Source organism: Flavobacterium segetis (assembly GCF_900129575.1).
GTDB classification, from domain to species: domain Bacteria; phylum Bacteroidota; class Bacteroidia; order Flavobacteriales; family Flavobacteriaceae; genus Flavobacterium; species Flavobacterium segetis.
The window spans coordinates 1-12,243 of the sequence record NZ_FQWE01000003.1 but is presented as its reverse complement, the minus strand read 5'-3'; the positions used below and the strand labels follow the sequence as shown (position 1 = coordinate 12,243).

The following is a 12,243-nucleotide window of genomic DNA, read 5'->3' as shown; positions in this document are numbered from 1 at the left end:
TCTAATTTCTTTTCTAAAGATAAAGATACAAAATAATGAGAATTTAGTCCTCTCTATTAACGTTTTCTATTGAAAAGGCTGGAGTACAAATGGCAATATACTCGCATGGTTCATCAAAGGGATTGGAATATTGAACGCGTGTATTCTTCTCAATTTTAATGGATTGACCAGTTTCCAGAACAATAATTTCACCTTCAATAATAAATTGTTTTTTTCCTCGTATTATATAGGTATATTCTTCAAATGTTGGAGTTTGAAATGGCTCGCACCAGTATGGCGGTGCGACCATATGTGCAATAGAAATTTCATCATTGTTTGTGCTCGCTTTTCCGTGATGTTCCTCAATTAGCTTTCCATCAGTGGTTGGAACTATAAAAGGTGCTTTTTGTACAGAATATTTTTTCAAAATGATTGGTCTTTTAATCGTAAATTAATTTTTATTCTACTATTTCTTGAACATTTTCGTTAGAATTCCAAATGCTCCTCGAATAAAGGTGGCGCTAGTTAATACTTTTAAAACTGACTTACCTACAACCGCAGCAGTATCTGAATGTTGACTTTCTTGCTTTTTAGATTCCCTTTTTTGTTCCGTTTGACCAGAATTTTCTTCAACATTGGCAATTTTTTTATTCAACATTTCATAAGCACTTTCGCGGTCAAGAAGTTCGCTGTATTTTTTGACTAGTTTAGATTTAGTATTGATTTCTTGAATCTCAGTCTCAGTTAGAATATCCATCCTGCTCATTGGTGCACGCAACATTGTTGCTGCAAGAGGCGTCGGAATTCCTTTTTCATTTAATACAGTAACTAAAGCTTCACCAATGCCCAAGCTTGTCAGGATTTCATCGGTTTTGTAAAAATCAGAAAGGGGATAATTATCGGCTGTTTGCTTAATTGCTTTCCGGTCATTTGCTGTAAAAGCTCGTAACGCATGTTGAATTTTTAATCCTAATTGTGCTAAAACTCCACTAGGTATGTCCATTGGATTTTGAGTTATGAAATAAATTCCAACTCCTTTAGAACGAATGAGTTTTACAATTGTTTCTATTTGTTCTAGTAAAACTTTGCTTGCTTCATTGAAAATTAAATGCGCCTCATCAATAAATATGACTAATTCAGGCTGCTCTAAATCTCCTTTTTCGGGCATTTGTTGATATATTTCTGCGAGCAAACTTAACATAAATGTCGAGAATAGTTTTGGTTTGTCTTGAATATCAGTCAATCGTAAAATATTGATATAACCTTTACCATCAGAATCAATTCGCATTAAATCATCAATATCAAATGACATTTCGCCAAAAAACTGATCTGCTCCTTGTTGTTCTAGTTCAATTATTTTCCTAAGAATTGTTCCAGTTGTAGCTGTTGAGATCTTTCCATATTGCTCTTCAATTTCCTTTTTTCCTTCCTCGGTAATGTAATTGATGACTTTTTTAATGTCCTTCAAATCAAGTAGCGGCATTTTGTTGTCATCACAATACTTAAAAATAACAGAAATAACGCCAGATTGAGTATCATTTAAATTTAAAATTCTAGAAAATAATACAGGGCCAAATTCAGATATTGTCGCGCGCATTCGAACTCCATTTTGATCAGAGATTGTCAACAGTTCGACTGGAAAACTTGATACGAAATAAGGAATATTAATCTTTTCGTGGCGATCTGTAATAAAGGGCTTTTGTTCACCTTCTTTAGCAATTCCACTAAAATCTCCTTTTATGTCCATCATCAAAACAGGAATACCAAAACTGGATAGTTGTTCTGAAAGTACTTGAATCGTTTTAGTTTTACCAGTTCCTGTTGCACCCGCTATCAATCCATGACGGTTCAAAGTCTTTAGGGCAACCTTGACATGAGCATCTGGTAAAGGAATGCCATCGAGTATTGCACCACCAAGGATGATGCTTTCGCCTTTAAAAGTGTATCCTTCTGAAATGTGTTTTATAAAGGAGTCATGTCTAGTCATATGTTTTTTTCATTTTATTCGATGCAAGATATTATATTTTTTTAAAATTAGCTATTTTGATATAAAACGCATTTTTCTTGCTTTTAATCTGTTAATATCGCAAATAAAAACTTTCTTTGAAAGAGTGTGATTTTTTAGAAATTATTATAATTTTTCATAAATAGTTACATTTTTTTTGATTTACGTGCTGAATTCATTCGTCAAATCGATATAAATGCAATGAAGATATCTAGAAATGTGTTTTTAAAATAAATTTAATGACAATTAAATAAAAAAAAGTTTTTTTATTTGAACTAAAAATATAAATTTGCTCCACTACAAGTTTATTATAACTAACATAATTTATTTAAAACTATTAAAATTAAAAAAAATGGCAAACGTTAAAAAAGAAAGCACTTCAAACGGTGGAGGAATGGTTTCAGGGCTTATTATTGTTGCGTGTATTGGAATTGGTATTCTTATTTGGAAATTTATCATGGGTGATCCTTCCAATTTTGAAGGAGGGAATATAGAAACTGGAGTTCCACTAAACACATTGGGTCAAGTTTATCACGGTGGTGTTATAGTTCCAGTTTTATTGGGAATGTTACTTATGGTACTTGTGTTTTCAGTTGAGAGATATTTTGTTATTTCAAAAGCAGCTGGTAAAACTAAGTTAGACACTTTCATGACAAAAATACAATTAAGTATTAAAACAGGTGAAATTGATGAAGCTATTGCTTCATGTGATAAACAACAAGGTTCTGTTGCAAATGCAATAAAATCAGCGCTTGTAAAATATCAGGCAGTGAAAAAAGAAGGTTTCAATAGTGAAGAGGCTGCTGAAACTATTCACAAAGAAATTGAAGAAGCAACTTCACTTGAAATGCCAATGCTACAAAAGAACATGACGATTATTTCATCATTAGTTTCTTTAGGTACGCTTGTTGGATTACTGGGAACTGTTGCCGGTATGATTAAAGCGTTTGGCGCACTTGCTGCAGCTGGAACTCCTGATCAAGCAGCTCTTGCAGCTGGTATATCTGAAGCACTTATTAATACTGCTACGGGTATTGGAACTTCTGCCGTTGCAATTATATCTTACAACTTCTTCACATCTAAAATAGATGACTTGACTTACTCAATTGATGAAGCTGCAGTTTCAATCGTAAATTCTTACAGAAGATTCAGAGGAAGTTTGAAGCAATAATATTTTGATATTTATATCAAATTTAAAATAAAAAGAATGGCTAAAATAGTTATAAAGAAAAATCCGGGATCAACGGATATGACTGCGATGTGTGATGTTGCATTCCTATTGCTTACCTTTTTTGTAATGACTTCTACTGCTAAAATCCCAGAAGCTTTACCTGTAGACACACCAGCTTCGACTACTCAGACAAAAGTACCCGATACCGATTTAGCTACGTTAACAGTAGGAAAAGGAAAAGTGTTTTTTGATTTAAAAGGGAAAGCAGTTCGTAAAAGAACTCTGGAGTTAATGGCTGAAAAGTACGGTATTACTTTCTCAGAGGAGGATAAAGACAAATTTGGTTTAATGAAAGATTTTGGTGTACCAATTTCCAGTCTTAAACAAATAATCGATTTAAAAGCTGCAGATAGAAGTAAAGCAGATCAACCAGGTATTCCATCTGATTCGTTAGACAATCAACTGCAAGACTGGGTTCGTAATGCACGTCTTGCAAATATTGAAGTTAATGATAAAGAATTGCAAGTTGCTATTAAAGGTGATGCAAGGGAAGAATATCCTGCTATTAGAAAAGTAATGGATATTTTGCAAGATCAAAAAATCAATAGCTTTAGTTTAGTTACTGGTTTAAGAGGAAAAGATTTTTAATAAAAAAAAGACACTAAGATGGCTGAATTAAATACCGGCGACGGTGGAGGCAAAAAAGGTGGAAAGGTAAGAAGTAAAAAAGCAAATGCTAAAGTGGATTTAACTGCGATGGTAGATTTAGCTTTCTTATTAATTACATTTTTCATGCTTACCACGACGTTGTCTAAACCTCAATCGATGAGCTTGGGTTTGCCAGATAAAAATGAAAAAGGTGAGGATATTAAAGTCGATGAGAATCGTACTGTGACGCTCTTACTAGGAGATGACAATAAGCTGGTTTTTTACATGGGCTTACTAGCAACTCCTTTAGCAGGTCCAAAAGACCTGACTTTTGGAAAAGATGGTATACGTCAAGAATTAGAAAAGAGGAAAAAAGAAGTTTTAGCATATTCCACTGCGAAAGGTAAGCCTGATCAGGGAATGATAGTTATAATCAAACCAAGTAAAAAATCTAATTATAAAAATGTAATTGATATATTAGATGAAATGGCAATTTCTAGTATTCCTACCTACACAATCGTAAATGATTATTCGCCCGAGGAAACAAAGTTGTTAGAAGGAAAATAAGAGTAATCTTGTTCGCTGAATAACCTAATAATTAATAAAAATGAAATTAGACATATTAAAAAATCAATGGCTTGATATTGTATTTGAAGGACGCAACAAAGCGTACGGAGCTTATGAATTAAGAAAAACTAATAGAAAGACTACAATTAAGGCCCTTATTATAGGAGCTGTATTTTTTAGTCTTGCTGTTGCTGCTCCGCTTATCATCAATATGATTCCAAAGGGAGCAGAAGAGGAAATTAATAGAGACATAAAGCTTACAACAGTTAAGCTTCCTCCGAAAAAGGAAAAGCCTAAGTTAAATGAGCCACCACCACCACCACCACCACCTAAAGTCGATCAGGTAAAATTTGTTAAGCCAGTTGTGGCTAAAGCCAATGAAATTACTGAAGAACCACCTAAAATTGTAGAAATTAAAGAGAAAAAATTAGGTGCTGAAACTATTAAAGGTGATCCTGATGCTGTTTTAACTGTGGAACCAGTAGGAACCGGTAAAGTTGCAGTTGTCGAAGCGGCTGATGATAATACTATTTACAATACAGCAGGTATTGAAGTTAAACCTGATTTCCCTGGTGGAATTGAAAAGTTTTATAAATTTGTCGGTAACAATTATGTTACGCCAGAGGAAGATGGATTAAAGGGTAAAGTGTACGTGACGTTTGTAGTTGAAAAGGATGGTTCATTAACTGATATCAAAGTTATTAGAGATATAGGTTATGGTACTGGAAAAGAGGCGATAAGAGTGTTGAGAAAATCACCACGCTGGGCGCCAGGAGTTCAAAATGGTAAGCCAGTGCGAGTGCTTTTCTCGTTACCTATAACTATTCAATCACCTGATTAATGCTGAGTGACATACTTGATAACATTAAGAAGAAATCGCCGAAAGAGCGATTTCTTCTTGTTATGGCAATTTTGTTTTTTTTGCTGTATTTCGCTTTAGGATTGATTGTTATATTTATGAAAAATTTCCCCTTTGAAATGGTATATGGTTATAGAGTAGCCTTTGGAACTTTACTTATCACTTATGCTATCATTAGATGTTATCGAATAATAATAGACAATAAAGATTAAATTATGAATTATTTTCCTTTCCGTACATACTACGCGATAATGATTGTTATGCTGATTTTTGTTGGTTGTAAAAGATCAGATGACGATAAAGAAACTATTCTTAAAGGAAGTACCACGATATTAGTTGATGAATCATTTCAACCAATTATTGAAGATCAGGTAGCTGTTTTTCAAGGGGAGTATAAAGCTAAAATAACGATTAATGCAAGGTCTGAAAAGGAAGTGATACGTGCTTTTTTGAAGGACACTTCACGAATTGCTATTTTATCTAGAAAGCTAAACGATGAAGAACAAAAGTATTTTGAAAATCTTAAGATAAAGCCTAAAGTAACTCAAATAGCGTCGGACGCAATTGCTTTTATTTCGAACAAAAGTAATAACGATACTTTGATTACGTTAAAAGATGTAATTCTTTTTATGCAAGGTAAAACACAAGTTCGCATTAAAGGATTAGTCTTTGATAATCCTAATTCTAGTACTGTGAGGTATGTTAATGAATTGGCAGGTATTAAAGAAATCCCGAAAAATAATGTATTTTCGTTTAAGTCGAATAAAGAAGTGGTGAGATTTGTGGCGGAGAATGATGGGATGATTGGAGTTGTGGGACTAAACTGGCTGTACCAGCCTTCACCCGATATGATTGATGATGTAAAAAAAATAAATGTTTTAAGTGTTCAAGGTCAAAAGAGTAAAGAATTTTTTGCTCCTACTCAAAATAATTTGGCTGAAGGGACTTATCCTTTGGCACGTGATTTGTTTATCATAAATTGTCAAGGAACTACTGGACTAGGAATGGGCTTTGCTTCATTCGTTGCTGGAGATATCGGACAAAGAATTGTTTTAAAGTCTGGATTATTGCCAATTCGCATCCCAGGAAGAAAACTTCTATTTAAATAAATTCAATAAGAGATGAAAAATAAATTAATTACAATAAACATGAATAAAGTAACAATTTTAAGTGTTGCCATACTAGCGTCTGCTTTTACGGTGCAAGCTCAGGACATTGATCAAGCTAAAAAAGCTGTTGATGCCGAACAATTTGAAAGTGCAAAAACAATATTAAAATCAATAATAAGAGATAAACCTTCTAATGGAGAGGCGTTCTACACTTTAGGTAACGTTTATCTTACGCAAAATGTTAAGGATTCCGCTAAGATTTATTTTCAAAAAGGAATAACCGCGTCTGATGAAGGGCAGTTAAATTATATTGGCTTAGGTCAAATTGATCTTAATGATTCAAATGTTTCTGCTGCTCAAGCAAATTTTGCTCTAGCTACTAAAGACATGAGAAGGAAGGATTTTCAGGAATTTATTTTTATTGCAAGAGCGTACATGAATGCTGAAAAGCCTGATTACAAAAGCGCATTAACAGTGTTAAATAAAGCAGCTGTAAATAATTCGCAAGATGCGCAAGTACAATTAGCATTAGGAGATGCATATTATGGTGAAGGAAAGCAAAATGAAGCTTATATCGCCTACAGAAGCGCGTTTCAATTAGATAGTAGTTTATTAAAAGCTAAAATGCAGCTAGGTGTTCTTTTGAAAGGCGCGAAATCATATGACGAGGCATCAAAAGCATATAATGAAGTAATTGCTATCAATCCAAATTATGGACCAGTTTACAGAGAATTAGCTGAGACTTATTATAAAATTGCGCGTAATAAGCCTTCTCAAGCTGACGCTAATTATAAAATTGCGTTGGGTCATTATGATAAATACATGTCATTAACCGATTACTCAATTCACTCGAGAATGCGTAGAGCTGATTTCTTGATTTTAATTGAAGATTATGTTGCTCTAGAAGCTGAGGCAAAAAAGATGACAGAATTAGATAAAGTAAACCCAAGGATTTATCGTTATTTAGGATATTCAGCATACAAAAATGGAAATATAGGTGTTGCTATTAAATCTTTAGAAAATTTCATCAACTCTCCCGGTAACAAACCTATCGCACTAGATTATTTGTATTTAGGTCTAACCAAAATTAAGAAAGGAACTAACCTTGAGGGTACAGCGATTGATTCTACTGCATTCGCAAAAGGATTAATCGATATTAAAAAGTCAATTGAAATGGAGCCACTTGCGGTACAAGATTTAAGTTCAGTTGGTAAGGATTTTTTCACTAAAAAATTATACAAGGAATCGGCTGAAATTTTCGAATTTGGAGCTAACACTCCAGAATCAAAAAGTTATCTAGATGATAATGTATATTACGGATTAGCTAATTATTACGCTAATAGCGGAAAAGACGTTAATATAGATAAGATAGCTTTGCAAAAAGCTGATGCAGCTTTCGAGAAAGTATTAGTAGCATCACCTACTTATCTAGAAGCATATTTGTATCGTGCAAGAACAAATAGATCACTTGAGAAGGATGATGTAATGGTTAAAAATTATGAAGATTATATTGCTAAAACAACTGAATTAGGTGCAGAGGAAATTGCTAAGCCAGCGACTATGGCCAAATTTACGGAGGCTTACAACAATATAGCTGCAAGTTATGCAAATACAGATAAAGTAAAAGCGATTGAATATTTCAAAAAGACTTTAGAAATCGATCCAGCTAACAGCTATGCTATGGAGTCAATTAAAATATTAAAATAAATAACTCTAAAAATATTTTAACCGGTAATCGTCAGACTACCGGTTTTTTTTGTTTTATGAAGTTATATAATTTACAGATAGGAGGGCTCAATATGTTGTGCTTTGTACGATAATAGATTACTTCGTTTTTCACTTAAGTTCATTTTGTTATTACCTATCTTTGCACTTTAAATTATAGCAATGTTATCAAGAGAAATACAATTAGAAGTTAATAGAGGAACAATGCTTCCTTTAATGGAAGAATTTTATACAATACAGGGAGAAGGTTATCACACTGGTACTGCGGCGTACTTCATAAGAATTGGTGGTTGCGATGTGGGATGTCACTGGTGCGATGTTAAAGAAAGTTGGAACGCTGAACTGCATCCGCCAACTGCAATAGATCTAATCGTTAATAATGCTAGTAAATACTCAGAAACTGTTGTTGTAACAGGAGGCGAGCCCCTTATGTGGGATATGAGCGCTTTGACGAAAAGTTTAAAAAGTAAGAATTTGAAAGTCCATATTGAAACGTCAGGAGCTTACCCGCTATCAGGGATTTGGGACTGGATCTGTCTTTCGCCAAAGAAAAATAAGCTTCCGACTGAAACCGTTTACGATAATGCACATGAGCTAAAGGTTATAATTTTTAATAAACACGATTTTATTTTTGCTGAAGAGCAAGCTGAAAAAGTTAACAATAATGCAATTTTGTTTCTCCAACCAGAATGGAGTAAAAAAGAGGAGATGACGCCACTAATTGTTGAGTATGTGATGAAAAATCCAAAATGGAGAATTTCATTACAGACACATAAGTATTTAAATATTCCTTAAAATTAATTTCTTTAAGATCAATTGAAACTAAACTTTATGAAAAAATTATTTATTACAACTTTATTTGCATTACTAGCAAATATAATTATCGCCCAAGACACTTTTAAAACAGAAACATTAAAAGTGATAGAAATTTCGGGCGCAGCTGGTCCTATGCAAATGGCTAAAGAGCAAATCATGCAAAATATTCCGGAAGCTAATAAGGTTGAATTTGCAAAGGAATTTGATAAAACCTTACCTTCGCTATATGAAAAATTAGCAGTGATATATATGGAAACGTATACTCAAGACGAAATTACAGAAATGCTTAACTTTTATAATTCACCATTAGGTAAGAAAATTTCAAGTTCAACAGGCGAACTTTATAAAAAATCTACTGTTGCAGGTCAAGAATGGGGAACGGAATTACAAGGCATGATGATAAAATATATGAAATAATAAAGTTTCAACATAAAAAACACCAAAATTCTTGTTTTGGTTTTTTTTATGTTTTTTAATTTCTTATCTGAAGTTTAAACAATCTATTTCTAGTAGATTTGGCAATATCATGACAAGAGTAAAAAATTACTAAATCGTTGTTTCTGTTGGAAATAGTGCCTATCAAATGTAGAGTTTTGCTAAATAATCAAAATGATCTCCTTCAATTACTAATTCACATTTTAATCCATTGGCTAAAGCCGCATTTTGTAAAGTGTTGTAATCAAGATAAAGCCAAGGGAAAGAATCTTCTTTTTCGCCTTTATAGCTCAATGTGAAATCTAATTCCCCGTAATAACCATTTGCAGGAATAGGATAAGCTCCATCCTCATCTATATCAAACATGTATATTATATCTGAACTATCAATCAAGATCTGACCGTTAATAGTTAACAAATTTTTTAATTTCTGTAAATATTGAGTCGTGTCATTTAAAGTACCAAAGATCCCAGTGCCGTTCATTAGTAATAAGATAGTGTCAAACTTATTAACCATGATGTCTGAATTTATTTTAAGAATATTTGATATGTAAACATTTTTAAGACCGCGAAGTCTACAAGCATTTACGGCATTTTCAGAAATATCGATAGAAAAAACCTCTAAATTTAGATTATTTTGCAAATAAAGACTGTGGCTTCCGGCTCCACATCCTACGTCGAGCACTGTGCCTCTTGCAAGTTGTAGCGCTCTTTGTTCTATCGCGGGCATCTCCTTATAAGAGCGGAATAAATAGGCAACAGACATTTCGTCTTCATCAGAAATCGTTGTTGCTGTTACTATATCCTCGGGAGAATTATTAGTTTGATAATCAAGAATGGCTTTCCCAAAAAGATCTTTCATAATAGTATTTTAAAATTCAAAATTGATCACTCAAAATCCGTAGTTCAAATAGTGTAACTTTGCATTTCAAACGTTAAATCTGAAACTTGGAACATATTCTAAATAACCTTGCAAAAGAAGCCAAAGATAAGCATATCGATAATAAAAAGTATTTCGATAAATTAAAAAAAAAGACGCCTAAGAATTTAGATTATGTGATGCAAGATTTACACGACGCTGAATTCAAGAAAACAAATTGCTTAAATTGTGCAAATTGTTGTAAAACGACGGGTCCACTATTTACATCTGCTGATATTGAACGTGTAGCAAAGTATCTTCGTCAAAAACCACAGCAGTTTATCAATAATTACTTGCGAGTAGATGAAGAGCAAGATTATGTTTTACAAAATGTACCTTGCAATTTTCTAGATCATGAAAATGCTTGTATGATTTATGACGTCCGACCAAAAGCTTGTAGAGAATTTCCACATACCGATAGAAAAAAGTTTCAGCAAATTACAGAGCTAACGCTAATGAATATTGCTATTTGTCCAGCTGCTTTTAATATCGTAGAAGAAATGAAAAAGAAAATGCCTTTGTAAATTTCTAAATCTAGTGTTTAGCACTATTTTTTGTGACGAACTTCAAAAGAAAAATGGAATAATTGTAAATATTTACCCTTGAATATAGAATATTTTATAGCGAAAAGGCTTATAACTGCAAAAGATTATAAAAGCAGTATTTCATCACCTATTATAAAAATTGCAATAGCGGCAATTGCAATTGGAATGATCATGATGATTGTGTCTGTTGCAACCGGAATTGGACTTCAGCAAAAGATTCAACAGAAAATTGCTGCGTTCAATGGACACATTGTTATTTCAAACTACGATAACAACCTCTCTGAGGTAACTTTGACTCCAATTTCTATAAACCAAACATTTTATCCCAAGTTTAATTCAGTTGCTGGTGTAAACCATATTCAAGCAGTAGCTACTAAAGCTGGGATAATAAGAACAGAAACAGCCTTCGAAGGGATAATCCTAAAAGGAGTTGGGAAAGATTATCAATGGAATAATATAAAAGAGTATCTCGTGGCGGGTAAGTTGCCTGATTTTTCCACAGAATTAAATCAAGATGTCGTCATTTCGCAATTTTTAGCCAATAGATTACATCTTAAGGTTGGTGATTCTTTCAATACTTTTTTTGTAAAGGAAAACCAGAACAAATTACCTTCTAGCCGCAGATTTAAAATTACTGGAATTTTTAATTCAGGTTTTCAAGAGTTTGATGCAACATATATAATTGGAGATATTAGACATCTTCAGCGTATCAATAAATGGAGTTCTAATGAAGTAGGAGCATTTGAGGTTTTTATAAATGATTTTAATTCTATTAAAACTATTGGTGAGCAAGTTTATACACAAACATCTTCAACACTAGATACAAAGACTATAATAGAAAAATATAGTTATATATTTGAATGGCTTCAACTGTTCGACTTCAATATTATTGTAATTTTATTCGTAATGATTCTTGTCGCAACAATTAATATGGTGGTCGCATTACTGGTTTTAATACTCGAGCGCACCCAAATGATTGGAATACTAAAAGCAATGGGCGCTAATAATTGGTCGGTTAGAAAAATATTTTTGTACAATGCTTTTTATTTAATAATTCGTGGTTTGTTCTGGGGTAACCTTATTGGAATTCTATTGCTACTCGCGCAACAACAATTTGGAATAATCAAACTTAATCCTGAGAATTATTATGTCAATCAAGCTCCGGTATATTTAAACTGGGGATATATATTGCTGCTTAATGGGTTAACAATCTTAGTGTGTTTCACAGTTTTACTCATTCCATCGTACATAATTACAAGAATTTCGCCAGTAAAAGCAATTCGGTACGATTAGTATTTATTTGGGCGTTTCTCTAAATACAATAGAGCCCATTACCTTTTCGGTTATGGGCTCTATTATATTTAGTGCCGGGCTCATATCTTTGCTTTGAATAGAAATATATGAAATACTTAACTTTGAAATATTAATCAATAACAAAACAAAGTTGCATAATCGTGGTCGTGCTA

At 33.0% G+C, this 12,243-nt stretch carries 13 protein-coding genes; 10 read left to right on the top strand and 3 right to left on the bottom strand.

The features are described from left to right. Positions 1-43 precede the first annotated feature (43 nt). The gene (locus BUA99_RS04395; RefSeq protein WP_072988814.1) at positions 44-406 is read right to left on the bottom strand and encodes a cupin domain-containing protein; all 363 of its coding nucleotides are present in this window, start codon (positions 404-406) and stop codon (positions 44-46) included. A gap of 39 nt (positions 407-445) precedes the next feature. Then, positions 446-1,966 carry a helicase HerA-like domain-containing protein gene (locus BUA99_RS04390; protein WP_072988811.1) on the bottom strand — a complete coding sequence of 507 codons (1,521 nt, stop codon included), beginning with the start codon at positions 1,964-1,966 and terminating at the stop codon, positions 446-448. A gap of 370 nt (positions 1,967-2,336) precedes the next feature. On the opposite strand from BUA99_RS04390, the gene BUA99_RS04385 reads away from it, so the two are divergent. The 8 genes from BUA99_RS04385 to BUA99_RS04345 all read left to right on the top strand — a co-directional run bounded on the left by BUA99_RS04385 (position 2,337) and on the right by BUA99_RS04345 (position 9,296). Next, a complete protein-coding gene (locus BUA99_RS04385) occupies positions 2,337-3,155 on the top strand; it encodes a MotA/TolQ/ExbB proton channel family protein (RefSeq protein ID WP_072988810.1) in 819 nt (272 codons plus the stop codon). A gap of 36 nt (positions 3,156-3,191) precedes the next feature. Further along, positions 3,192-3,803 carry an ExbD/TolR family protein gene (locus BUA99_RS04380; protein ID WP_072988807.1) on the top strand — a complete coding sequence of 204 codons (612 nt, stop codon included), beginning with the start codon at positions 3,192-3,194 and terminating at the stop codon, positions 3,801-3,803. An 18-nt stretch (positions 3,804-3,821) separates the two neighbouring features. After that, positions 3,822-4,370, top strand: a complete 549-nt coding sequence (locus BUA99_RS04375; RefSeq protein ID WP_072988805.1) for an ExbD/TolR family protein — start codon at positions 3,822-3,824, stop codon at positions 4,368-4,370. Between the two features lie 40 nt (positions 4,371-4,410). After that, positions 4,411-5,211: an energy transducer TonB gene (locus BUA99_RS04370; RefSeq protein WP_072988802.1), complete on the top strand. Its 801-nt coding sequence runs from the start codon at positions 4,411-4,413 to the stop codon at positions 5,209-5,211. Between the two features lie 233 nt (positions 5,212-5,444). Beyond that, entirely contained in the window at positions 5,445-6,338 is an 894-nt protein-coding gene (locus BUA99_RS04360) for a PstS family phosphate ABC transporter substrate-binding protein (RefSeq protein WP_072988797.1), read from the top strand. A gap of 12 nt (positions 6,339-6,350) precedes the next feature. Continuing rightward, positions 6,351-8,045 carry a tetratricopeptide repeat protein gene (locus tag BUA99_RS04355; protein ID WP_234972911.1) on the top strand — a complete coding sequence of 565 codons (1,695 nt, stop codon included), beginning with the start codon at positions 6,351-6,353 and terminating at the stop codon, positions 8,043-8,045. A 180-nt stretch (positions 8,046-8,225) separates the two neighbouring features. After that, positions 8,226-8,858 carry a 7-carboxy-7-deazaguanine synthase QueE gene (locus BUA99_RS04350; RefSeq protein WP_072988794.1) on the top strand — a complete coding sequence of 211 codons (633 nt, stop codon included), beginning with the start codon at positions 8,226-8,228 and terminating at the stop codon, positions 8,856-8,858. 36 nt (positions 8,859-8,894) lie between these two features. Beyond that, the gene (locus BUA99_RS04345) at positions 8,895-9,296 is read left to right on the top strand and encodes a DUF2059 domain-containing protein (protein WP_072988791.1); all 402 of its coding nucleotides are present in this window, start codon (positions 8,895-8,897) and stop codon (positions 9,294-9,296) included. Positions 9,297-9,458: 162 nt separating this feature from the next. Here the strand turns inward: BUA99_RS04345 and BUA99_RS04340 are convergent, their stop codons facing one another. Next, positions 9,459-10,175 carry a class I SAM-dependent methyltransferase gene (locus BUA99_RS04340; RefSeq protein WP_072988788.1) on the bottom strand — a complete coding sequence of 239 codons (717 nt, stop codon included), beginning with the start codon at positions 10,173-10,175 and terminating at the stop codon, positions 9,459-9,461. Between the two features lie 86 nt (positions 10,176-10,261). Here BUA99_RS04340 and BUA99_RS04335 point away from each other — a divergent pair, with 86 nt between their 5' ends. Together BUA99_RS04335 and BUA99_RS04330 are read left to right on the top strand one after the other, a co-directional pair. Then, on the top strand, positions 10,262-10,756 hold the full coding sequence (locus tag BUA99_RS04335; protein ID WP_072988785.1) for a YkgJ family cysteine cluster protein: 495 nt from the start codon (positions 10,262-10,264) through the stop codon (positions 10,754-10,756). 78 nt (positions 10,757-10,834) lie between these two features. After that, positions 10,835-12,070, top strand: coding sequence for an ABC transporter permease (locus BUA99_RS04330; RefSeq protein WP_072988782.1), 1,236 nt, complete (start codon positions 10,835-10,837; stop codon positions 12,068-12,070). The last annotated feature ends 173 nt before the right edge of the window (positions 12,071-12,243 follow it).